The sequence below is a fragment of the Nonomuraea sp. NPDC050786 genome (assembly GCF_040654115.1).
GTDB lineage: Bacteria > Actinomycetota > Actinomycetes > Streptosporangiales > Streptosporangiaceae > Nonomuraea.
In genome coordinates, this window is sequence record NZ_JBFAHJ010000011.1 from 240,978 (window position 1) to 262,224 (window position 21,247).

The 21,247-nt window shown below is 67.4% G+C and carries 23 protein-coding genes and 1 pseudogene; 18 read left to right on the forward strand and 6 right to left on the reverse strand.

What is annotated here, in order from left to right:
* Positions 1 to 116: 116 nt before the first annotated feature.
* Positions 117 to 1,202 (reverse strand): phosphotransferase, encoded by a 1,086-nt coding sequence (locus AB0H84_RS22305; protein ID WP_357607100.1) that lies wholly within the window; start codon positions 1,200 to 1,202, stop codon positions 117 to 119.
* A 131-nt stretch (positions 1,203 to 1,333) separates the two neighbouring features.
* On the opposite strand from AB0H84_RS22305, the gene AB0H84_RS22310 reads away from it, so the two are divergent.
* From AB0H84_RS22310 to AB0H84_RS22380, 15 genes are all read left to right on the forward strand, one after another.
* Positions 1,334 to 2,263, forward strand: a complete 930-nt coding sequence (locus tag AB0H84_RS22310) for a DUF364 domain-containing protein (protein WP_357607103.1) — start codon at positions 1,334 to 1,336, stop codon at positions 2,261 to 2,263.
* Positions 2,245 to 3,156 carry a hypothetical protein gene (locus tag AB0H84_RS22315; protein WP_357607106.1) on the forward strand — a complete coding sequence of 304 codons (912 nt, stop codon included), beginning with the start codon at positions 2,245 to 2,247 and terminating at the stop codon, positions 3,154 to 3,156. The genes AB0H84_RS22310 and AB0H84_RS22315 overlap by 19 nt, the downstream gene beginning before the upstream one ends.
* On the forward strand, positions 3,146 to 4,435 hold the full coding sequence (locus AB0H84_RS22320) for an aminotransferase class I/II-fold pyridoxal phosphate-dependent enzyme (protein WP_357607109.1): 1,290 nt from the start codon (positions 3,146 to 3,148) through the stop codon (positions 4,433 to 4,435). Before AB0H84_RS22315 ends, AB0H84_RS22320 begins: the two co-directional genes overlap by 11 nt.
* Before the next feature lie 12 nt (positions 4,436 to 4,447).
* The gene (locus AB0H84_RS22325; protein WP_357607112.1) at positions 4,448 to 4,609 is read left to right on the forward strand and encodes a hypothetical protein; all 162 of its coding nucleotides are present in this window, start codon (positions 4,448 to 4,450) and stop codon (positions 4,607 to 4,609) included.
* A gap of 76 nt (positions 4,610 to 4,685) precedes the next feature.
* Positions 4,686 to 5,627: an HEXXH motif-containing putative peptide modification protein gene (locus AB0H84_RS22330; protein WP_357607113.1), complete on the forward strand. Its 942-nt coding sequence runs from the start codon at positions 4,686 to 4,688 to the stop codon at positions 5,625 to 5,627.
* 14 nt (positions 5,628 to 5,641) lie between these two features.
* The gene (locus AB0H84_RS22335; protein WP_357607116.1) at positions 5,642 to 6,772 is read left to right on the forward strand and encodes a radical SAM protein; all 1,131 of its coding nucleotides are present in this window, start codon (positions 5,642 to 5,644) and stop codon (positions 6,770 to 6,772) included.
* Between the two features lie 9 nt (positions 6,773 to 6,781).
* Positions 6,782 to 7,990 (forward strand): GNAT family N-acetyltransferase, encoded by a 1,209-nt coding sequence (locus AB0H84_RS22340; protein WP_357607119.1) that lies wholly within the window; start codon positions 6,782 to 6,784, stop codon positions 7,988 to 7,990.
* A 47-nt stretch (positions 7,991 to 8,037) separates the two neighbouring features.
* Complete coding sequence (locus AB0H84_RS22345; RefSeq protein ID WP_357607122.1) at positions 8,038 to 9,666, forward strand: aminotransferase class I/II-fold pyridoxal phosphate-dependent enzyme; 1,629 nt, start codon at positions 8,038 to 8,040, stop codon at positions 9,664 to 9,666.
* A complete protein-coding gene (locus AB0H84_RS22350) occupies positions 9,663 to 10,781 on the forward strand; it encodes a nucleotidyltransferase family protein (protein WP_357607125.1) in 1,119 nt (372 codons plus the stop codon). The genes AB0H84_RS22345 and AB0H84_RS22350 overlap by 4 nt, the downstream gene beginning before the upstream one ends.
* A 1-nt stretch (position 10,782) precedes the next feature.
* Positions 10,783 to 11,649, forward strand: coding sequence for a glycosyltransferase (locus AB0H84_RS22355; protein ID WP_357607127.1), 867 nt, complete (start codon positions 10,783 to 10,785; stop codon positions 11,647 to 11,649).
* Entirely contained in the window at positions 11,636 to 12,310 is a 675-nt protein-coding gene (locus AB0H84_RS22360; RefSeq protein WP_357607130.1) for a PIG-L deacetylase family protein, read from the forward strand. Before AB0H84_RS22355 ends, AB0H84_RS22360 begins: the two co-directional genes overlap by 14 nt.
* 17 nt (positions 12,311 to 12,327) lie before the next feature.
* Positions 12,328 to 13,677, forward strand: a complete 1,350-nt coding sequence (locus AB0H84_RS22365; RefSeq protein WP_357607133.1) for an FAD-dependent oxidoreductase — start codon at positions 12,328 to 12,330, stop codon at positions 13,675 to 13,677.
* A gap of 30 nt (positions 13,678 to 13,707) precedes the next feature.
* On the forward strand, positions 13,708 to 15,465 hold the full coding sequence (locus tag AB0H84_RS22370) for a carbamoyltransferase C-terminal domain-containing protein (protein WP_357607136.1): 1,758 nt from the start codon (positions 13,708 to 13,710) through the stop codon (positions 15,463 to 15,465).
* 715 nt (positions 15,466 to 16,180) lie between these two features.
* Positions 16,181 to 16,435, forward strand: coding sequence for a tyrosine-type recombinase/integrase (locus AB0H84_RS22375; protein ID WP_357607171.1), 255 nt, complete (start codon positions 16,181 to 16,183; stop codon positions 16,433 to 16,435).
* A 477-nt stretch (positions 16,436 to 16,912) separates the two neighbouring features.
* Positions 16,913 to 17,095, forward strand: a complete 183-nt coding sequence (locus AB0H84_RS22380; RefSeq protein WP_357607139.1) for a hypothetical protein — start codon at positions 16,913 to 16,915, stop codon at positions 17,093 to 17,095.
* 48 nt (positions 17,096 to 17,143) lie between these two features.
* Here the strand turns inward: AB0H84_RS22380 and AB0H84_RS22385 are convergent, their stop codons facing one another.
* Positions 17,144 to 17,425: a hypothetical protein gene (locus tag AB0H84_RS22385; protein WP_357607142.1), complete on the reverse strand. Its 282-nt coding sequence runs from the start codon at positions 17,423 to 17,425 to the stop codon at positions 17,144 to 17,146.
* A 55-nt stretch (positions 17,426 to 17,480) separates the two neighbouring features.
* Between AB0H84_RS22385 and AB0H84_RS22390 the strand changes: the two genes are divergently transcribed.
* Entirely contained in the window at positions 17,481 to 17,681 is a 201-nt protein-coding gene (locus AB0H84_RS22390; RefSeq protein WP_357607174.1) for a hypothetical protein, read from the forward strand.
* Between the two features lie 85 nt (positions 17,682 to 17,766).
* Here the strand turns inward: AB0H84_RS22390 and AB0H84_RS22395 are convergent.
* Positions 17,767 to 18,228, reverse strand: a pseudogene (locus AB0H84_RS22395) (alkene reductase); the annotation flags it as partial.
* 98 nt (positions 18,229 to 18,326) lie between these two features.
* On the opposite strand from AB0H84_RS22395, the gene AB0H84_RS22400 reads away from it, so the two are divergent.
* A complete protein-coding gene (locus AB0H84_RS22400; protein ID WP_357607145.1) occupies positions 18,327 to 18,680 on the forward strand; it encodes a BTAD domain-containing putative transcriptional regulator in 354 nt (117 codons plus the stop codon).
* A 35-nt stretch (positions 18,681 to 18,715) separates the two neighbouring features.
* On the opposite strand, the gene AB0H84_RS22405 is transcribed toward AB0H84_RS22400, so the two are convergent.
* The 3 genes from AB0H84_RS22405 to AB0H84_RS22415 form a co-directional block, all read right to left on the reverse strand.
* Positions 18,716 to 19,291 carry a flavin reductase family protein gene (locus AB0H84_RS22405; protein ID WP_357607148.1) on the reverse strand — a complete coding sequence of 192 codons (576 nt, stop codon included), beginning with the start codon at positions 19,289 to 19,291 and terminating at the stop codon, positions 18,716 to 18,718.
* Between the two features lie 63 nt (positions 19,292 to 19,354).
* Positions 19,355 to 19,633: a phosphopantetheine-binding protein gene (locus tag AB0H84_RS22410; RefSeq protein WP_357607151.1), complete on the reverse strand. Its 279-nt coding sequence runs from the start codon at positions 19,631 to 19,633 to the stop codon at positions 19,355 to 19,357.
* The gene (locus AB0H84_RS22415; protein WP_357607154.1) at positions 19,620 to 19,838 is read right to left on the reverse strand and encodes an MbtH family protein; all 219 of its coding nucleotides are present in this window, start codon (positions 19,836 to 19,838) and stop codon (positions 19,620 to 19,622) included. The genes AB0H84_RS22410 and AB0H84_RS22415 overlap by 14 nt, the downstream gene beginning before the upstream one ends.
* A 290-nt stretch (positions 19,839 to 20,128) precedes the next feature.
* Between AB0H84_RS22415 and AB0H84_RS22420 the strand changes: the two genes are divergently transcribed.
* Entirely contained in the window at positions 20,129 to 21,187 is a 1,059-nt protein-coding gene (locus AB0H84_RS22420; RefSeq protein ID WP_357607157.1) for a MupA/Atu3671 family FMN-dependent luciferase-like monooxygenase, read from the forward strand.
* Positions 21,188 to 21,247: the final 60 nt, after the last annotated feature.

Genomic DNA, 21,247 nt, shown 5'->3' on the forward strand with positions numbered 1-21,247 from the left:
TGTCTCGTGGCCTTGTCGGACCCTAACGTGAGCATCGGAAACCTTCCACGCTGTATTCCGCACACCTGGTGCGCCTTTGGACGGAACCCGCGTCGTTAATAGCGATATATTTCCGGTTACAGGCGGTCGATTATCGGTTGGATGTTCACCAGCGCACGGGAGATGGAGGCGGCTCTAGCGGCGAGGATCCAGGGCAGCTCGGGACCGGCGGAGGCCCGCCACGCGTGATCGCGCCTCCGGGCGACGTCGCGGCCGATGAGCAGGCCGGTGTGGAGGGCGGTGCTGATCCGGTAGGCGCGGCACACGGCCGCGATGTCGAGATCGGGGCATGAGGCCGCGAGCGCGCCGGTGTACCGGGCGAGACAGCTATCTTCCACTTCGGCCAGCGTCGCGGCGGACCAGCGTTGCTGCCAGGCAAGGGTGTAGATCATGCTGGCCAGGTCCTCTCCGGCAGGCCCCCCTCCCGCCTGCCCCCAATCGATGACGACGACTTCGGCTGCGTCGTCGGGAGCCATGACGTTAAGCGGCACGAAGTCGCGGTGGCTCAGGACGCGGGGCGCCTGCTCCCACACAGCGGCCAGCGCCGGCAGCGCTCGTCGCGCTACCAACGCGAGATTGAGCTCGTGTGGCGCGTAGGCGGCGCGGACAGCCGGATCGCTGCGCACGGCGGGCTCGGCAAGGAGATCGATGGGGGCGATCTTGTCAGTGTACTCCGGGTACTCGTGCCTGGGTCGGGATGACCATGGCGGATCGGTGAAGCCACTTCCGATCAGTCGCCCGTGGTAGCGACCCAGAAGTGTGGCCACGCGAGCGAGAGTGGCCGGCGTCGCGCCGTTCATCGGAGCGTGCGGGACATATTCCAGCCACAGGATCATCCGGTCGTGCGCCTGGTCGGTGACGTGGAGCAGGCGAGGGGAGCGTAGCTCGTCGGCGGGCAGCGAGCCGCTGCGATAGGCGAGCGCCTCACGTCGCCAGTATGGCCAGGCGGACGGGTGCCCGTCCCCCTTGGCCAGGACCTTCGCCACCATCTCCGCGCCATTGGCGGGGACGGTCACGTGATAGACGCCAGCCGTGGTCTCGTGCCACCGGGGATAAGCGATGGCCCGAACCTCGACATCGGCTGGGAAATCCGTCGGGTTTCCGGTCAGCGCTGTAAGTGCCATCCGCAGCTCCGCCGGGGGCAGTTCGTGGTGCGCGAGCACTGATTGGCCTCCTCTCAAGCTGTTCAAGTTGCCATGGTTGTTGCGGGGTTTATCCCTGTGCCAGTATTCACTAGCAAAAGTCGCCGGATGCCGGTATTTCTATCAACGTTACTGCCGAGGAGGTGTGTGGCGTGATCGAGCGCGTCTTTCAATGGCTGCACGAAAAAAAGGCGTTCGATGGACCAAGGATAGTGGACATCAAATGTGGGCGCAGTTTCGCTGCAGTGGCGCTGGACGACGGCTCGGTCGGGACGGCGATGGACTATTCATACTATCCGGCCCTCGAGCATGTCGAACTCCGGGCATCGGAACGCCCCTGGCAGCAACTGGATGATGTATTCATATCCTCGCCGGCAGAGGCCATCGTCCAGGCATTGGGCGGACCCGACCTGCAGGAACGGGCGATCGCCGTGGCGGCATTGTCGGCGTTTTCGCAGCCGTACTTTGAGCATTCCGCCCTGAACTCCGCCGGGCTACTGCGGTGGGATCAGGACTACGCGACCTATCACACCGCAGCCGGCGCTGCCGGGCCAGAGTACCTGCGGTCGGTGGTGCGGACCGTCGCTCCGGAGGGGGAGGCCATCATCGGCGTCGTCGGATTCGGCGGCATGCTCCACCTCTTCAACGCGCTGCCGGAAGTGCGCTCCATCGTAGTGCTGGACCTGCATGTCCAGGGGCGGCGAGGCGAGGTCCTCACGGACGCCATCAGGCGGATGAACCGCAATGCCGGATATGAACGCGTCATGCTGGGCAACGATTCTCTCCAGGAGACCCTGGAACGCTGCGACATTGTCCAGATCACCGGATCGAGCATGTCGAACGGAACATTCGACGAGATTATTCACACCGCTGCCGGATCCTTTGTGATCCTCCAGGGGCCGACTGCCGCTCTCGCGCCCATCCCACTGTTCGACATCGGCGTGAATCTGATATGCACGGAGCTGAAGGACGCGCAGTTCCTCCACGCCTACGATCATGACGATCGCGCCTATGAATGGTGGGTCGAGTTCGACCGTCGGGTATTCGTCGCGGAGAGGCCGGAATGCGCGCAATCGAGCTGATAGATTTTGACCCCTCAACGAACCGGAAATCTGCCTCGTCGATCGACGGGCGCATCATCTACTCGTTCGTGCTATGGGTGGAACCGTATCTGGCGCGATCCAGTCAGCAGGAGGGCGCAGGTGCGCTGTGGAATACCGCGTGCGCGCTTTCACAGCGTCCTTACGACGCGGCCCTGCGTGCGATAAAAGATATCAAACCCGCGGCGAGCCAGGAGAGACATCGCTTTCATCAGCTGGCCCGGACGGGCACGCTGCTATCGATCGGCGGCGATGCGGAGTCGATCGAAGCGGCTCTGCGGCTGCTGGCGCGTCTTGGCCTGGCGTACGTTGTGCAACTGGCCGTGGGCGCGGTGGTCTCACCGGACGCCGCGCACCTGGCCTCGCCCGGCAATCCGGCCATCGTTTCGCTGGACTCCGAAGGAGGCGCGAGAGAGGTCGCCGGCCGTCTGGTCGCGCTCGCCGCGCGGAGCATGATCGATCAATGGCTTGCAGCGGAGACCGAGGCCGGCTTCCGGGGAGGGGCACCGATCCCTCAGGGAGCACTGGAGTGGGCCGGCGACGTCTTCGGCGCAAGCTTCCAGCATGAGCTCTGGTCCCGGCTGGCCGTAGGCGAGGGCGAAGCGGCGGTCCAGGCGCGACGGCGAGTGCGTGAGCTGGAGGCGAGCCTTCTCGGCCTGCGCGAGACGTTACCCACGCGAGTGGTGGAGGAGTTCGATCTGAGCACTGTCGCCGAGATCCTCTGCGTCCGCTTTCCCCTCTGGCGTCAACGGCAGTTCAACTCGGGTTCCGTCTTCAACGGCATTCGCGACCTGCGGCCTCTGACGCAACAGGAGCGCGACCGGCACATCACGCGGTTCTGGACCCCAGCCGACGGAGCGACCCGTGGACGGTGACGTGCCGCTCGACTGGCGTATCGAAGCTCTCCTGGAGCGGCGGCAGCTCCCGATCGGCATGGAAGTGGCCCATCGGGTCGTCGCGGAGCGGACCGGCGCTACCCTGGCGGATACAGAGGCGGCGATACGGGTGCTGGCGGCATCGGGGCAGGCGGCCAGTGACGGACACCGGGTGATCTTCCAGATCCCGCTGACACGGTCGACCACGATGGAGCGGTCATCGGCCCCGGGAGACTGCTCGACCGGGAACCCGGACCCGAACCTTCTGCTCGACTGGCCCGTTTCGGCCGGTGCGGATCCGCGTGAGCGGCTGTACGGCGAACCCAGACAGTTCGGAGAGTTCGTCGAGCTCGGTCGGCGATACCACACCGAGATCGGTGTGGGACCCGGCCCCACGACGGTCACCTCAGGTGCGATCGACGCCATCGAGCGCCTCCTGAGTGTGTGCGCAGGCCCTGGTGACGCCATAGCGGTGGAGAACCCCACCTATCCGAACGACAAGGGAATCAGTGCGGCCCTGGGGTTGCGCCTGCTGCCGGTGCTGGTCGATCACGACGGACCGGTGATCGACTCGGTGGCAGAGGCCCTCGCGCGAGGGACGCGCGTTCTGCTCCTGCGGCCTCGGGGGCAGAACCCCACCGGCTCCCGAACTTCCCCCCAGCGTGCCGAGCGACTGCGGGCGTTGCTGGCTCGGCACCCCGGCGTACTCGTCGTCGAGGACGATCATCTGCCCTGGGTGGACCAGGCCCGCTACGCGACGGCTACCACGGACCGTCACCGGTGGGCGGTCATCACCTCCTTGTCAAAGGTGCTCGGGCCGGACATTCGCCTCGCCTGGTTGAGCTGCGATGACGCGACCGCGCGCCGGGTGGAAGGGCGTCGCCTCCTCGGATCGGGATGGGTGAGCCGTTCGCTGCAGGTGACAGCGCATGCCGCGCTGACAGCGCCTACCGCCAAGGAAAGGCTGGCGGCGGCGGCCGACACCTACGCGACACGTCGGCTGCGCCTGACGTCCCTCCTCCGTGATGCCGGATACGACGTGACCATTGCTTCTGGTTTCAATGCATGGATTCCGGTCCGGGATGAGAGCACGCTCGTCGAGCGGTTGGCCGACGCGGGGTGGATCGTCGCTCCTGGAAGACGTTACTGGCTAGAGCCCGGTCCAGCCGGGATACGCGTGACCTTTGCCCACTTGCCGGAAGCGTCGCTGCGGGCCTTCGTGGCCGCGCTGGCGGCGGCCGATCAGCCAACCGCCGCAGTACCCAGTAAGAAACCCTAGAGAGGAGATCCCATGCAGGACAAGCACGCAATGGACACCAAGTTCGCCGATTTCATCGCCGCGGTGCAGGCCAGTGGGCTGGAGGAGCCCACTAGTACGGCGGCGCACAGCTCGGCGGTCTCGCCCGCCATGTGGGACGAGATCCAGGACGAGCAGAGCAAGCAAGCCAAGTAAGACGCCACGCGGCAGCCGGGCCAGAGGTCTCTGAGCCCGGCTGCCGCCCGGCATGGTGATCCGATCGGAAGGCTCCATGGACCACAGGTTCCAGCGCGTCGTCGCGCGCACACACGAGCAGCGCCCGGCCCGCCTCCGTTTGATCGGGCAGCTGCTGGGGCAGCTCACCGAAGAACACCTGTACCTACCCACCCCGCCGTCGGCGGCCCTTTACGCCTCAGCGCATCAGCTCCTCTACCAGGCTCGCATAGCGGCGATGCGACGGGATCACGACGGAGTGGCCGAAGTGGCCGGCCTGATCCGGCGGCTGCCCGAACTACCCGCGCCGCGCGAAGGCGTGGAATTCCTCCTCGTCCCGGCCTCCGCCTGCACATGGCAACACGGTGAACAGTACGCCAGCGACGTCCCAGTCCTGGACCCGCCGAAGGCCACCAGGAGCTGGCTGGGGCCGGAGCAGAGCGCGGAGCTCCAAGCCGCCGTCGACCTGCTCGCCGACGTTGGCATGCTCGAATGGGTGAACGCCAGCTGCGGCGTCGTCGTGTGGACCACAAGGTCGCCGTTGCGCGGAACCTCGATCAGCTACACCTTGCGAAGCCTGGAAGGCACGATCGTCACGGACTGGCCCGACGACCCGGTGAGGCTGGCCGAGAACCTGCTCCACGAAGCCACGCACACCTGGTTGAACGAGGCGGTCCGCGTTCTCGGCGAGAGCCTGCAGGGGCCCGACCTGTTCTCACCGTGGAAACAGCGGATGCGCCCGGCGCTCGGCATCGCGCATTCAGGTGCCGCGTTCACCAACGTCGCGCACTTCCTGCACCGGGTACTCGAAAGTGGTGCTGGGAGCCACGATGCCCGCATATACGCGCGCCGGCGCCTGTCGTACGAGCTCGACCAGCTAGAGCTCGCTTCATCGGCGATCCGAGAGGCGTACGCGCTCATCCGCGACAGTGATCTGGCCGGCCTGCTGACCGATCATTTCGATCAGCTCCATGGGACGCGCGCGGCGTTCGCGATCTGAGAAGGGGGAGCCGGATGGCGGCAAGAGCGCTGACCCTGATGCTGAAGTTGCCAGGAGAAGCATGCAACATCGACTGCCACTACTGCTACGAGAAGCGCAAGCCCAGCGGTAGGGATGGCGCCGTCGAAGCGGAGCAGGTCGCAGCGCTCCTGCGCGCGGCGGACGGCAGGCCGCTGGCGGTGAACCTGCACGGCGGCGAACCATTGATCGTCGGCAAGCGCCGGATGAGAGAGATCTTCGCTGAGCTTCGCGCGTATCCCGGCCAGCTCACGCTCAACATGCAGACGAACGGCACCCTCCTGGATGAGGAGTGGCTCGACCTCATCCAGGAGGAATGGCCCACCCTCAATCTGGGTGTGAGTTTGGACGGCGACCACCTCGCCAACGCCTTCCGCGTCGACTATTCGGGGAGGCCCACGAGCGGGCGCGTCGAGGCCTGCCTGGACCGGCTCGGGCAGCGTGGCTTGCGAGTGGGCATCATCGCGGTCATCAACTCACGTTCCAGCCGGCGCCCGCGTGCGGCCGTGGAGTACTTCCTGCGATACCCGGCGGTCAAGGTCGTGAAGTTCACCGCGGCCTTCGACCATGGCGTGGACGGCGACCCGGTGTCCGTTCGCGAGCGGCGACTCGCCTTGCGTCTGGCCGCCGAGCGTTCGGGGCTCTCCTCGTGGGGACTGACCCCGCAGCAGTACACGACATTTCTCTGCGAGACCCTGGACGCCTGGCGGGACCTCGAGGCGTACGAGCATTTCGTGCTCGAGCCGCACGCTTCCATCTTCCGCGCTCTGTCCGGCCGAGATGACGCGTCATACACCTGCTACAGCTCGGCCAAGTGTGAGCGATTCCTGACCCTGAACCCGAACGGCAAGGTGCACGGCTGCGACCGCCTGCCCGCCCACGAGGCCGTGGGCGACGTATCGACCGTCGCGGACCTGGGAGGGCTGGCGGAACGGCAGGCCGCTTCCGCTATCGGCCTGCGGCTTCTCGCGCTCCAGGACAAGTGCGCGGGATGCGCCTACGCGGCGACCTGCAGGGGTGGTTGTACAACTGCGCGGCTGGCATTCCAGGGAACCCCGCTCGACGACGAGTACTGCCGGCACCGGATGGCAGTGATCGACTATTTCCGCGCCGCGCAGCGCGGCTAGAGAGGATAGATGGGTTACTACATTGCTTTCGAAGGGGTCGACGGCGCCGGCAAGTCGACCGGCATCCGCGCGGCGCTGGCGGCCTTCCGCGAGCGCGGTGTCCAGGTATTCGGCGTCGGCCAGCACTCCTGGCTGGACATCGAGTCGACACGGGTCATCATCGACGCACGCGAGCAGCGGCGCACGCCGGACGTCGCCGACATCGCCGATGCCTACATCAGGGATCGCGCGCTGCAGAACGGCGAGCTGCTGACGCCGCTGCTGGAGGAGGCCCACGTCGTAGGGGACAGATCGATTTACTCCGACGCCGTCTACCAGGAGGCCATCTACGGAATTCCCGCAGAGCAGATCCTGAAGGCCTATCACGACCTCGGCGGCCGCTGCCCGGACCTCGTTGTCTTCTTCTCCATCGATCCTGGCGAGGCGGCGGTCCGCATCGAGCAACGCGGCGGCCTGGCGCGGCACTACGAGACCAAGTACACCCTCGACCAGATCACCACCGTCTACGAACGGGTGCTCTTTGACGAGCAGGCCGCACGGCAGCCTGTTTACCGCTACACCAGCCGTTACGCGAATGATCCGACGCGGCTGTCTGCCGAGCTGATGGAGCTCCTGGACCCATACCTGTCCATGCCACCGCACGAGGCGGCGCCCGACGGGCTCGACCGTTCCTTGCGCACGGACAGGCTTGTCCTGCGCCCGTTCCAGCCGTGCGACCTGGCATGCGTGGCCCGCCTTCGTGCGGATGTCTCCGTCGTGCGCTACATGGGCACGTCCGTTCCGTACCAGGAGAGCCTGGCGCGGCTGCGCGCGGACATGGCTCGCTACCGGGCGGCCTGGGAGACGGATGGGTTCGAACTGTGGGCGGTGGTGCTCCCCGAGACCGGGTGCGCGATCGGGTACTGCGGACTCCGGCGCTTCGACCGCCTGCCTGGGGAGGTCGAGCTCGTGTGCGCGCTGGAACCGGACTACTGGGGCAGAGGGTTCGGCCCGGAGGCTTGCTCCGGAGCCCTGGCCCACGCGTTCGAGAACCTCGGGCTCGCGAGGGTGGTGGCGACCTCGCATCCCGAGAACGTGCGGTCACACGGGCTGATAGCCAAGATCAACCTTTGTGACTCGGGCCAGATCGCGGCCACCGGCGGGGTCACCAAGAATTATTACACGATCGAAGCGTCGGACTGGGCGGCGGAACCGTCCGGATCGGACGCGGCCAGGTGACGGTGGCCTGGAGCCCGGCGGCGGATGAGCTGTCAGCGTTCAGTGGGATGCTGGACCGGCTGTATGCCGAAGTCCCTCGCTTCGACCTCACCGAACGCTTCCGCTTTCTGGTCCGGCAGATCTTCCATGTGTTCGACGCGGGCTCGGCGGAGCGGCCGGGCGCCTGGGACATCCCCAATTGGGCGAATCTCGACGCCAGCCTGCACATCGAGACGCCCTGCCCGGAGCCGTTCCGTCTCGCGGTCGAGGCGGAATCGCGAAGCGGCCGATTCTCGCTCTACCGGACCCCTGAGCCTCTCGGTTGCGTCAGCGACGCCATACGCCACTACCTTCTCCACGCCGGTCTGGTCTCCGAGACCGCGTCGGCAGGCTTGGACGTCGCGCTCGGCCCCGGTTCCGTCCACCTGTACGACGTGCTGTGCCGCTTCCTGGTGGAGGTGCCGGGGGACGCGATCGTGGTCCCGGACTTCTCCTACGGCTTCTTCTTACCGCAGATCGGCATGGCAGGAGGGGACGCGATCGCCGTACCAGTCGATGCCGGCGGCCGGGTGGCTGCCGATACCCTTGTAGGGGTCATCGCGGGCACTGACAGGCACAAGCTCGAGCGGTGGCGGCGACACGCGGGACACGCGATCATGGCCGCCCTGGATGGCGTGGTCCAGCCGGCGCAGGCGCTCGTGCGGGCTGTCGAGCGATCCGTCGCGTCGATCTCCGCCGGCATGCCACGCGCCGAAATTCTCGAGGCTATCGCGGCACCGCTTCGCGATCACTGTCCGGAGAGCGAGCTCGCTGCCCGACTGGCAAGGGTGGTGCCCCCGCGTTGCGTGGCTCTCCTGCACGCGAACCCGAGCATGACCGGTGCGCTCTACCGTCAGGAGGACATCGAGTCCCTCGTGCCTGCCATCGAGCAGGCAGGACTCGCGGTGATCGAGGACCTCGCGCACCACTGGTATACCGACGACCTGGCGGACCTGCACAGCTTCCTGGGCACCCGATGCAGGACCTACACGCTGCTCGGGGTGTCGAAGACGTTCGGGATCGCCGAGTGGCGGCTCGGCGTCCTGGTGGCGCGCGCATCGATCCTGCGCCCGTTCTATCCAATGATCGAGGCGTCGTGCGGGTTCGTCGCAACCCCGTTGCAGGTCGCGCTGGCGAGGCTGATGGGTCAGGGGGCGGACTTCCATCGCGGCTACCGCAGGAAGCAGGAAGTGGTCACGGGAACTGTGTGGCGTAAGAGGGCGCTGATGCGCGCGTGCGTCGAAGGAGCCGATCGGCACGGGAGCGGCCAGGAGATCCGCTCGATGCTCGAAGGAATCGCAGACGAGCTGCGGCCTGCCGTGACGGAGTTCTGCTCCCGAGGGCTGCAGTGGGCAATGAGCTTCCGGTTCCCGCCTGACGCCGGATTCTTCGCGGTGGTGGACTGCGAGGCAGCGCTGCGGATGATGAGGGCCCGCGGGCTGCCCGCCCGTGGTGCCTTCGATCTGTTCGCTTATCTGTCCTACTTCCACGGAATTCGCACGATCCCGGAACAGGCCATGACGCCGGAGTGGCGGCCGGAGGGCACGCACCTGCGGCTCAGTTACGCGGCCGCGCCCGAGCAAGTGGCGCTGGCATGCTTCGCCACCTTCGTCGCCTTGCGCGCCATTGAGGCGATGTCGATGGGAGGCCGACGATGACGTCCACAGATGAGCACGCCCGGGAGACGGCACTCCTGCTCGACATCGGACAGACCCTGTGGGCCGGCGGGCTGCCCGCGGGGATCTCGGTCCCGCACGACCTGGACTGGGGCTACTTTCTGGATCAGGCCTATCGCCACCGGATGATGGGGCTGTGCAGGCTGACCCTGTTCGGTGACGGTGGCGAAAACGAGCGCCTGCGGCACCGGGGCCTGTACGACCTGTGGTACCGCGTCACCGCGCGGAACAACGCGGCGATCCTGCGCGAAACCGGCCGGATCCTGGCGGCACTGCGGGCAGCGGGTGTGGACGTCGTGGTGAGGAAGGGGCCCGCCCTCCTCGAGCTGGTCTACCAGGATCCCGGCACGCGGCAGATGTCAGACCTGGACCTGCTGCTCCGCCCGGGAAGCGAGCGGAAGTTCCAGTCCGTCCTGGACGATCTGGGATACCTTCCGGGCACGGTCAGCCGCGACCGGAAGGAGGTCATCCCCAATGACCGGCAGGTGGAGATCGCCTGGCGGCTCCACACCTACAACCTGCCCCCGATGCACCGCCTGACTGGGGATCCTGTCCAGCCGTCTATCATGGTCGATCCCGCCCGAGCCATCTTCCTGCCCAACTCTGGTTTCACGCTTCCGGCTGGCCACCTCCTCGACTCCGCGGTCACCATCGACTCTGAAACGGCCGGCGCGCTACCCGTCCTCGCGCCGCACCACATGGTCATCGATTTGTGCGGCCATCTGCACAAGGAGTCAACCTCGCTGCGCTACCTCCGCCGTGGCAAACACCAGCGTCTGACCCAGTATCTGGACGTGCTGGGCTACCTGCGTCGCGTGTCGCTGGACTGGGATGAGCTACTGGCCTGCTGCGCGCGGTACAGGCTCGCCCGGCCGGTGTACTTCGCGTTCGTGAACGCCCAGCGGCTCTACCCCGAGGCGCCCATTCCGGCGGAGGTCGTAGCGGAGCTGGGCCGGCAGGATGGCCTGACCGTCGAGTATGCCGATACCTATGCTCAGCTGGACCTCCAGGTCCCGCTGCGCTGGGATCAGGACCTTCGGACCCGGCTCTTCACCTCCGGCATTGAGCCGTTTCCTGCCACCAGATCGCTGGTCTGATATGGACGTCTCGATCATAATTCCCTGTCACAATGCTGCCGATCAGATCGGCACGCAGCTCGATGCGCTGGCAGCCGAAGAGTGCCCGGACGACTGGGGTGTCGTCGTGGTGGACGACGGTTCGACCGATGCGCTCGAGTCGGTCGTACGGCGGTATCAGCACAGGTTGCCCGGCCTGGTCCTAGTCAAGCTGCCCCGGCGCAGCGGCACGGGAGCCGCCAGGAACGCCGGCGCGCGCGCCAGCGCCGCGGCGAAGCTCCTCTTCCTGGACGCGGACGATCTGATTGCATCCGGTTATCTCAAGGCGATGACCGTGGCCCTGGCGGACGGCGACCTGATAGGCAGTCGCATCGACTACTCAAGGCTCAACAGCGAGGAAACCCTGCGGCGGTGTCCGCCTAAACAGCTAGGCGAGGTTCCGTCCGCTACGCGGTTCCTGCCGGTTGTGCCGGGCGGTCTGATGGGGCTGTCGCGGGCCCTCTTTGACGAGGTCGGCGGCTTCGACGAAGCCCTTCCGGCGCTCGCCGACCTGGATCTGTGCTTCCGCGCGCAGCTCGCGGGCCGTGCCATCCACATGGCCGACACTGTGGTCTCCGTGCGGATGCGCTCATCCAGCCGTGGGCACCTGCGACGAGGCTTATTCCAGGGCAGGGACGTCGTCCTCCTCCGCGAGAAGTTCCTCGCCCACGGCTTGGACCCGGTGACCTGGCCCAGCCACCTGAAGGCGTGCCTCAAGGTCCTGATGTCCACGCCCATGATGCTCGGCCGCGCCCGCCGATGGCAGCTCGCCTGGGACCTGGGATGGCATATCGGCGTTCTGAGCGGCCTGATGGCCCGACGAGAAAGAGATCGAGATGTACGTACCTGAACGCACCCTGGTGGTCGCACCGCATCCTGACGACGACGTGCTCGGTGCTGGCGCCACGATGGCGAAACTGGCCGCCGCCGGTGGCGAGGTCGTGGTGGCGATCGTCTCCCGCGCGCAGCCTCCACGCTTCTCCGCGGAGTTCGGCGAGGCGGGCGTCCGCGAGGCGCACGACGCGCACAAGCTGCTCGGCGTGTCACGGACCATCGTTCTCGACTTTCCCATTGCGGAGCTTGACCACATTCCTCATGCCGATGTCAACGCCGCACTTCTGTCGATCTTCGAGGAGGTCCGGCCCGAGGCGGTGTTCCTCCCGTTCGGCGGAGACCTGTTCATGGATCACCAGCGGGTGTCCCTGTCCTCCATCGTCTGCGCTCGTCCCGTCACGCCCTTCGCTCCCACCGCGGTGTACTGCTACGAGACGCTCTCCCAGACCAACTGGAACGCGCCCTACGCGGCGCAGTTCACTCCGACGGCGTTCACCGACGTGGCGGATCATCTCGAGACGAAGCTGGCGGCGATGTCGTGCTTCACCTCGCAGCTCAAGGCATTTCCGCATGAGCGCTCGCTGGAGGCGATCCGGTCCTTGGCGACGCTGCGCGGCGCACGCTTCGGCTGCGCCGCGGCGGAGGCGTTCGTCGGCGTCCGTCAGCGCCTGTTCTGAGCCGGGGCGTCCGACGGATGGGTGTCATCGAGACCGACGTGCTCGTCATCGGCGCGGGGCTGGCGGGCCTCAGTGCCGCGGCAACCCTGGGTGGCGATGTGATTGTCGTCGACCGGGAGGAGGAACCCGGAGGGCTCGCACGATCAGATCACGTAAGCGGGTGGTGGTTCGACCGCGTCCTGCACCTGCTGCACTTCTCGGATCGGTCGGTCGAGCGCGCGGTCCGTGGCATGCTCGGCAACGTGCTGCAGCCCTGCCAGCCCGACGCGTGGATCGAGACGCCGTCAGGGACAGTCCGCTATCCGTTCCAGTTGCATCTGGCGGATCTGTCCGAACCTGCGCGCGTCGCGTGCGTCGCCGACTTCGCTCGCGCCACCTTTCAAGCTCATGGGCCGAGCGAGAACTATGAGGAGCTTCTCCGTACGACTTTCGGCGACGCCATGTGCGAGCATTTCTACTTCCCCTACAACCGCAAGCTCTGGCGCAGGCCGCTCAGCACGCTCGCGCCGCAGGGGTTCCAGTGGAATCTGGCGCGGCCCTCGTTGGAAGCCGTCCTGCGGGGGTCGTTCGGCGCGGACGGCCAGCGGGCCGCCTACAACAGCAACGGCTGGTATCCGCGCCCGCCGGCCGGCGCGAAGCGGCGGGGCATGCAGGTCCTCGTGGATGCCTGGGCGAGCCGGGTGAAGGATCTTCGGTTGCGGCACACCGTCAGGCACATCGACACCGGACGACGAATCGTGGTCTGCGAACACGATGGCCGTGCGGTGTCGTTCCGATTCCGGCGCGCGTGTCTGTCGACGGCACCGTTGCCGGCGACCGCCGCCCTGACCGGCGGGATCCCCGCGGCCTTGCGGGAGGCCTGCGGCCGCCTGCCTCAGAACCGGGTCCGCTCGGTGGCACTGCGCATCCTCGGTCCCCACGGCGCGGGCCAGCCGCTGTGGCGCTACTACACCGACGAGAGCCTGCCGTTCACCCGGCTGATCTTCCAGACCTCCTTCGATTCCTTGATGGCTCCGCCGTCCGGCTGGGGCCTGATGGCGGAGGTGACCGAGCGCTCGGAAGACCCTCCCGTGCCGCCCGCTGAGCTGGCCTCCGAGGTCATCCGCAGCGTCCGCCGGGTGGGGGTGATCCCGACCGGATCCGTCGTGGCGGGGACGCATGTCATGGACGCCGATCCGGCGTACGTAGTTTTCACCCGGGAGTCCGCCCCCGTGGTGGCGGCGGCCGCGCGGGCGCTGCGCGAGCTGGGCGTCGTACCGCTCGGCCGCTACGGACGCTGGGAGTACTCCTCGATGGAGCAGGTGATGCGGGACGGACTGGCCGAAGCCCGGCTCCTGGAGGGGCAGGTCGTTTCCGAGAAGGCTTGATGCCCGTGTCCTTAACCGACAAGGAGTGGCATGGCAACATATGTGGGTATAGCAGCGGGTCATGTTGACCCGGCGGTCGCGGTGGTCCACGACGGCTCGGTCCTCGCCTACGTGGAGGAGGAGCGGCTGCTGCGCTACAAGCACGCTCCCCACCGGTATCCGGTGCGCGCTCTGCGCTGGGCCCTGCGGGAAACCGGCGTGGAGGTGTCCGATATTGACGCGATCGCGGTCGCGTGGGACACGGACGCGTTTGCCGACGGGCGCATCGCTGCCTTCTACGAACGGCTCGCCGCCGATTATCGGCTCGACGAGGCGACCCGCCGGTGGCAGTCGCAGAAGCTGGGTTCCTTCACCACCGCGGCGCTCCAGGCACATCACGCTCGCTCGTGGCGGCGCCTGTTCGGCGAAGTGAGCGTTCCGGCTGTGCGCGGAGTGCCACACCATTACGTACACGCGGTCCAGGCTGGCCTGCAGTCCGGGTTCGACGAGTGCGTGGTGCTCACGGCCGACGGCAGCGGCGACACCGAATGCACCGTGCTATGGGAGCTGCGTGACGGACGCTTGAAGCCCTTGCGGTCGATCACCATGCCGCACTCCATCGGTTGGTTCTACGCGGCCATCACCGAGTACCTGGGATTTCACGCCTACGGCGAAGAATACAAGGTCATGGGTCTGGCCGCGTACGGCGAAGCCGACGCGGAGCTCGCGGAGAAGGTCGCCCGTGTGCTACAGCCCCATCCGGACGGGATCTCCTACCTCCTGGACCCGCGCTTCATCCACCACGGCCGGCACAGCCATTCGGGCCGCTTCACCGACGACATGACGGAGTTGCTGGGACAGCCGCCCCGGGCGACCGGTGCGGAGATCACGGGCTGGCATCGCGCTGTGGCCCGGGCGGCGCAGCAGGCAGTGGAAGACGCCATGTGCCGGCTGGTGCGCTGGGCGGTGGAGAGCACCGGGCTGCGCCACGTGGCGATCGGCGGCGGGGTGGCCAACAACGTGAAGATGAACGCGGCCATCGGCGACCGGAGCGGCGCCGTCGCCACGTTCGCCCATCCGATGTGCGGCGACGCCGGCGCCGCAGCAGGAGCGGCCCTGGCGCTCTCGCTCGAGGACGGTTATCCGCCCGAGCCTCTCGCCCACGTCGCCCTCGGCCCCGGCTTGGACGAGGCGCAAGTCGAGGCGGAACTCCGCAGGATCGGCGTCGCCTACGAGCGGGTGGACGATCCGGCCGCGCACACCGCGCGCGAACTGGCTCGGGGAGCCATCGTGGGCTGGGTCGACGGCCGCATGGAGGCGGGGGCGCGCGCCCTAGGCCAGCGCAGCATCCTGGCGGATCCTCGGGACGAGTCGATGCGCGACCGAGTCAACGAGGCGGTCAAGATGCGCGAGCCCTGGCGTCCCTTCTGCCCGTCCATCCCGGCCGAGGTGCTGGGCGAATACGTCACCGGCAACGGTGATCAAAGGTTCATGACGGTCGCCGGCCGTGCCACGGAGCGGCTGCGCCGGCAGGCGCCCGCGGTCGTCCACGTCGACGGCACCGTGCGCGCGCAGGCGGTCGACCGGTCCGTCCTGCCGGCGTATCACGCCCTGCTCACTGGCTTCGGCCAGTTAACCGGCGTGCCCGTCCTGCTCAACACCTCCTTCAATCTGGCCGGCGAGCCCATCGTCTGCACCGTTTCCGATGCTTTGCGATCATTCTGGTCGAGTGCCCTGGACATGGTGGTGTTCGGCCATTTCGTGGTGAGGAAGCCCCTGTGGGTGCCCGAAACTCGGTCGGCGGGCTGATCTGGGGTTTGGCGTTTCCGCGCTGGCGGGCGCGATCGCTGTTCATGGCGTTGCGGCTGGTTTATCTGATCTTGTTCGGCCTGCGGGGCAGGTGGTGCTGCTGGGGTGCTCGCAGGGGTCGAAGGATGCGAAGATCCTCGCCCTGCGTCATCAACTCGCGGTGTTGCGTCGGTAGGTGGCAAGAGCCTCGGCCGTCGTGGGCCGATGGGCGGGTCCGCGCCTGGCAGAACGGCTCCGCGCCTACCAGCAGGCGGAATAGCAGCGCCGGGTGGGCAGCGGGTCGACCCGATCGACGCCTACACCAGCGTGCCGCGTCCCTCCTCGGTCATGGTGTGGACCCCAGCGCACACCCGCCTGTTCCTCGAAGAGGCGCAGCGTCACCACCTGTTCGCGCTGTGCCGCCTTATCGCGTTGCGCGGCCTGCGCCGGAGCGAAGCCTGCGGGTCGCACTGGAAGGAGGTCGACGGCCATACCCTGACGGTGACTTGGCAGCTCGTGCAGTTGCCTGGCAGGTCCACGAGGGCACGCCCAGGACCGACGCCTCTATACACACCATCGCCCTGGACACCGATACCGCCCAAGTCCTCCGCGCCCACCGGCAGCAGCAACTTCAGGATCGTTTGGCCATGGATGAGGCCTGAACCGACAGCGGGTTCGTCTTCACCCAACCCAATGGCAGCCGCCTGCATCCCCAGCACGTCTCCGAGCAGTTCCTCTGGCTGGCCTACCTGCCGGCCTGCCACCCATCCGGCTCCACGATCTCCGCCATGGCGCGGCCTCGCTGATGCTGGCGGCCGGGGTGGAGATGAAGGTCGTGCAGGAAACACTGGGGCACACCTCCAGCGCCTTCACCGCCGACACCTACACGTCCGTCTACCCGCAGGTGGCCACGGCCGCGGCCGAGAAGACCGCAGCCTTGCTGTTCGGCGAAGAAGACCAGGCCGAACCCGGAAAACTCATCTCGATATGAAGCTGACAGTCGGATTAAGCATCCGGTCCCGCACTCGCCGCCTGCTCGCGGCGGGGCGGGGCCGCTGCTTTTCCGCAGCAGCAGGAGACGACGATTGGATCATGGGATGTGCGGGGTTGGTGCGCGCGAGCACGTGGGGAGCACGCAAGCGCTAGACGAAAATTCTAGAACGCATCCGATCCCGCATAACCCCAGGTCAGACCATGATCAAAGCGCGCCCTGCAGGATTCGAACCTGCGACCGTCGGATTAGAAGCAAGATCCTTTGGTGCCGCGACGTGCCGTTGGGTGACGGTTCATGCCACCTCAGCGCGTTTTGTGTGTCAGGCGGTGCCGGCCCTGACGGCATGTGACGGGGCGTACGAGCACGCACCGAGCACGGCGGACACCCTAATCAACCATCACGCCGTGACTCGCGTAATGGATCCCGTGCTATAGCCCCCGCCTGCACCAGGCATGGTTCACGCCTCTGTGCTCGGTGCGTGCTCCAACGCCGCCGACAGCTCTTCCTGCGCTCCGAGCCCCCACCGACGACTCCGGCGTGATCCCGCTGCTGACCGGCGGGATCGAGTACCGCCAAGTCCAGCCCATCCCCTGGAACTGCGAAACCTTCACCACAAGCGTGCTTTACCTCGTCTACCGCCCCGCCAACGCCTCGTAGAACGACGACGCCGAGCGGCGCCAGACGGTGGGGCGAAAGACGATCAGGTCACGACCGCATCGTGCTCTTGCCACGCGGTGGTGGCCGGCACCGGGTGGCCGGTCTAACCGAGCTCCCACCCTCATCCCAGGGCTCCGGGCGCATCGGGTTGAGCGGCGCGCTGCGGCGGGACCGTTCGGCCGGGTCGAGGTTTGCCAGGAATGCCCGTTTCAGCGGGATCAGGTCTGCGGAGAACGAGGGCGGCCGGGGCAGCGCCGGGTTGGCGATCAGCATGGCCGGCCAGTCGCCGCGGATGCGCTGGAACAGGGGCTGGACGGGATCGGCGAACATAACCTGCAGGTAGGCCGGCCAGGCCCTCGTCTGCCGGCGCGCCGACGAGCGCGGGATGGAAGCGTTCAATGTCGTGCTCGCGCATGGCGGTGGCCGTAATGCAGAGGACGGTGCACAGACCCACCTGTGCGAGGCCAATCGCGTCGGCGATGGCCTCGGCCACCTCGACCGCGAAGTGGATGCGTCCGGCCGTCGAGCTGCCATAGGCGTCGGCGCGATGGTTGGTGACCTTCGACAGGAATGGTGGATGAAGTAGCCGTTACCGCCGTGTACCTCCGCCCCTCGAGCCCGGGGTCGATTGCACGCCGGGCGGCGGCGAAGTCGGCCACGATGGAGCGGATCTCCGCGACGGTCATCTCGCGGGGCACGACGCCCGGCCTGGACGCGCCCGGAGTGAAGATCGAGCCGGGGAACGCCACCGACGAGGGCACGATCAGCGGCAGCCCGGTGGTGTCCGGGTGGCCGATCCGTCCGCCGTGCTGCAATGGCGGGAACATCGTGCCGCCTGTGGCGCTCACCGCGGCGGTGACGCGACGCCGGCCGGCCACGCTCGCGTCGTGGTACATGGCGGGGATGCCGGGGTAGGTGGGCCCGACCGCGTTCGGCGTGGTCGGCTCACCGATGACCAGCCCGGCGGACGCGCGCTGGACGTAGTACGTCGCCATGATCGGCTCAGGGACGCCGGCGGCCGACGCGCGGTTGCGGGCTAGCGATGCCATCCCCAGCCAGTTGGACAGGTGCGGGGCGCCGAGCCTGGCGGGTTCGAACAGGCGGGAGGTCAACGCGGTGCTCGACATGGTCATCGTCCGATCTCTCGTGTTCCGTGGCCGTGACGACTGTGCTCCTGGGCTCTTCGGGATGCCTGACGGTCCGCTGATGGGCTGTGGACAGTGGCCGCTGTGTGGTTCGGGGTGTTCGGTCCGCTGATGGTGCGTACGCCGGTCTCGCCGACGAGGAGGTCGTGCGCGCGACCGCGCGCCAGCCGGCCGGGCGGCGCCTCGCCATCGTGGAGGAGCAGGCCGAGGCCCGCCTGGCCACGGGCGACCGCCTCCTCATTGGGGAGCTCGCCGATCCGGTGGCTCGCCATCCGCTGCGTGAGCGGCTGCCCTCCGTCCAGCTCCGGGCCCTTTACCTGGCCGGACGCCAGAGCGAGGCGCCGGCCTCGTACGAGGAGCTGCGCCACCAGCCCACGGCGAGAGGGTCCGCAGCCGAGGAGCGGGAACGCCAGGCAAGGTGCCCGCCGCAGACATCGTGAGATCGAACGCTTATACGGTGCCGTGGACATCGATGTCACGCCTCATTCGGCTCATTCCTTCTACGGTCCGCCCGGGACTCCCGCAGGGTCGGCTCGTGGTCCACGAAGCGGCCGAACCGGCCTCTCCGGTAGAGCAGCGGCTGGCTCTCCCGGTCAACTTCGGCGGCGACCACCTCACCCACCAACAACACATGATCGCCTATCGGCAGGGCCCCACCATTCGTGGCGCGCGAGGAGCAGATGAGACGGGCCGCCGAGTTCTTGACGAGGGGCAGGCCGGAAATCTCGGCGGGATACCATGAGTCGGCCGGTTCGAATCTGTCGAGTCCTTTGGCCGCGAACCTGCGAGCGACATCCGCTTGGTGGTCGGCAAGAATGTTGACCACGAAGAACGGAGCCACTCTCAGCAGTCGCAGTGTCGCGGAATTCCCGTCGACATAGAACGAGACGAGCGGCGGCGCCAGGCTGACCGATGTAAATGACGTCACCGTCAACCCGGCCAGGGATTCGGCTACCCGGGTGGTGATCACCACCACGCCGGCGGCCTGGTTCGCCAGCGCCGTGCGGAAGTCCTCCGGGCCGATCGGATGGGATGTACGAGCCTCGATCATGGCTCCCTGGCGATGGTTGGACATGGGCTGCTCGCGTCGCCCATGTTGTCGTCTCTTGATGGGTCAGGCGGCCTCGCCGGCCAGGGCGCTCAGGGCGTCGCTGAGGTCGCTGAGCACAGGGTTCTTGAGGATGACACCGGTGATCCTGGGTATGCCGAGCTCCTCGCGCAGCGCCTGCCCGAGGCGGATCGCGACGATGGAGTTGCCGCCGGCGGCCAGGAAATCATCGCTGATGCCGATGTCGGGGTTTCCCAGGAGCTTGCGCACATTGCCGACCACCAGTTCGTCCATGGCGTTGCGGAACTCGCCGCCGGCGGTCATCACCTCGCTACCGCGGCTCATCGGCCATCTCCTTCATCAGACTGGCCGGCCGCATGTCCGTCCAGTTCACGGAAACGTATTCCAGGCAGTTCTGGCGGGTGTCCTCGCCATGCACGACCGTCCAGCCGGCGGGCACCGCCGCGACCGCAGGCCACAGCGAGTGCTGGTTCTCGGCGTTGACCAGGACCACGTACGCGCCTTCTTCGTCTTCGAAGGGACTGGTCACGGCTCTCCTTTATAAGCACCCCGACGATTAGCACTCCGACGCCGGCGCCGGAAACGGCGGCCGACGACACGACGATACCCGGCGGACCGAAGCATGTGTCGCGCCTGTCTCGCCAGCGAGACAAGGTTCCACGCTCGGATTCCGAGGGAGCCGCGATTCGATTGATGCCCGGCGCCGCATGCATTTAGGGTCGCGCATACCGCTCCAGCACGGCACCGGATATCCGCACCGGAGCGACCGGGACAACCGCACTCCCGCGCGTGGCGCCGTAAAGCCAGGGGGAAAGCAGAATGGATATCAGCCTCTTCTACTTCGCGAATGACAGCGGTATCTCCGAGGACGACCGGTACCGCCTACTGCTCGACGGCGCCCGTTTCGCCGACGAGAACGGCTTCCGCGCCGTGTGGACCCCGGAGCGCCATTTCCATCCCTTCGGGGGGACCTATCCGAACCCCTCGGTGACCAGCGCGGCGATCGCCTCGATCACCGACCGCGTCGGGATCAGGGCCGGAAGCGTCGTGGCGCCGCTGCACCACCCGTTGCGCATCGCCGAGGAATGGTCGGTGGTGGACAACATCTCCCACGGCCGCGCCGGGGTCTCGTTCGCCTCCGGATGGCACGTCACCGACTTCGCGCTGAACCCGTCGGCCTACGCGGATCGCCGGACGGAGATGTTCGAGCGGATCGAGCAGGTGCGGGCGCTGTGGCGTGGGGAACCCGTCGAGGTCGCCGACGGCAAGGGAAACCTGACGAAGGTGCGCTCGTTCCCGCCCCCGGTGCAGGCCGGGTTCCCCGTGTGGGTCAGCAGCGTCGGGGACGTCGAGACCTTCCGGAGCGCAGGCCGGATCGGCGCCGGCCTTCTCACCCACCTGCTCGGGCAGAGCACCGAGCAGCTCGGCGAGAAGATCGCAGAGTACCGGAAGGCCGCGGCCGAGACCGGTCCGACCGGCTGGCGGGGCCATGTCGTGGTGATGGTGCACACGTTTCTCGGTGAGGACACCGAGGCCGTCCGGGAAGTGGTCAGGCCGCCGCTGACGGACTACCTTCGCAGCTCCCTCGGCCTGATCCTGGCGTCGGACGTCAGCACCGAAAGCCTGGGGCCCGACGAGATCGACATGCTGGTCGAGCGCTCCTTCGAGCACTACTTCGACAACATCGGGCTGCTCGGCTCGGTCGCCAAGGGCGAGCGGGTCGTCGCCCGCCTCGCCGAGCTCGGCGTGGACGAGGTCGCCTGCCTCATCGACTTCGGCCTGCCCACGGACGAGGTCCTGTCGGGCCTGACATATCTCAAGCAGCTGAACGATGTGTGCGGCGCCGGGGACGCGGATCACCGGACTGTGACGGAATGAGACCGGACCGCGACGGCGGAGCAGGTCCCGGCCGTCCCGCCGTCTCGCCGGCGAGACGGC

Excerpts from the sequence above, each read along its gene's own strand:
- AB0H84_RS22315 (WP_357607106.1), top strand. The coding sequence starts at position 2,245 with ATGCGCGCAATCGAGCTGATAGATTTTGACCCCTCAACGAACCGGAAA.
- AB0H84_RS22325 (WP_357607112.1), top strand. The coding sequence starts at position 4,448 with ATGCAGGACAAGCACGCAATGGACACCAAGTTCGCCGATTTCATCGCC.
- AB0H84_RS22330 (WP_357607113.1), top strand. The coding sequence starts at position 4,686 with ATGGACCACAGGTTCCAGCGCGTCGTCGCGCGCACACACGAGCAGCGC.
- AB0H84_RS22335 (WP_357607116.1), top strand. The coding sequence starts at position 5,642 with ATGGCGGCAAGAGCGCTGACCCTGATGCTGAAGTTGCCAGGAGAAGCA.
- AB0H84_RS22340 (WP_357607119.1), top strand. The coding sequence starts at position 6,782 with ATGGGTTACTACATTGCTTTCGAAGGGGTCGACGGCGCCGGCAAGTCG.
- AB0H84_RS22345 (WP_357607122.1), top strand. The coding sequence starts at position 8,038 with ATGCTGGACCGGCTGTATGCCGAAGTCCCTCGCTTCGACCTCACCGAA.
- AB0H84_RS22350 (WP_357607125.1), top strand. The coding sequence starts at position 9,663 with ATGACGTCCACAGATGAGCACGCCCGGGAGACGGCACTCCTGCTCGAC.
- AB0H84_RS22355 (WP_357607127.1), top strand. The coding sequence starts at position 10,783 with ATGGACGTCTCGATCATAATTCCCTGTCACAATGCTGCCGATCAGATC.
- AB0H84_RS22360 (WP_357607130.1), top strand. The coding sequence starts at position 11,636 with ATGTACGTACCTGAACGCACCCTGGTGGTCGCACCGCATCCTGACGAC.
- AB0H84_RS22365 (WP_357607133.1), top strand. The coding sequence starts at position 12,328 with ATGGGTGTCATCGAGACCGACGTGCTCGTCATCGGCGCGGGGCTGGCG.
- AB0H84_RS22370 (WP_357607136.1), top strand. The coding sequence starts at position 13,708 with ATGGCAACATATGTGGGTATAGCAGCGGGTCATGTTGACCCGGCGGTC.
- AB0H84_RS22385 (WP_357607142.1), bottom strand. The coding sequence starts at position 17,425 with ATGTTCGCCGATCCCGTCCAGCCCCTGTTCCAGCGCATCCGCGGCGAC.
- AB0H84_RS22390 (WP_357607174.1), top strand. The coding sequence starts at position 17,481 with ATGGAAGCGTTCAATGTCGTGCTCGCGCATGGCGGTGGCCGTAATGCA.
- AB0H84_RS22405 (WP_357607148.1), bottom strand. The coding sequence starts at position 19,291 with ATGATCGAGGCTCGTACATCCCATCCGATCGGCCCGGAGGACTTCCGC.
- AB0H84_RS22410 (WP_357607151.1), bottom strand. The coding sequence starts at position 19,633 with ATGAGCCGCGGTAGCGAGGTGATGACCGCCGGCGGCGAGTTCCGCAAC.
- AB0H84_RS22420 (WP_357607157.1), top strand. The coding sequence starts at position 20,129 with ATGGATATCAGCCTCTTCTACTTCGCGAATGACAGCGGTATCTCCGAG.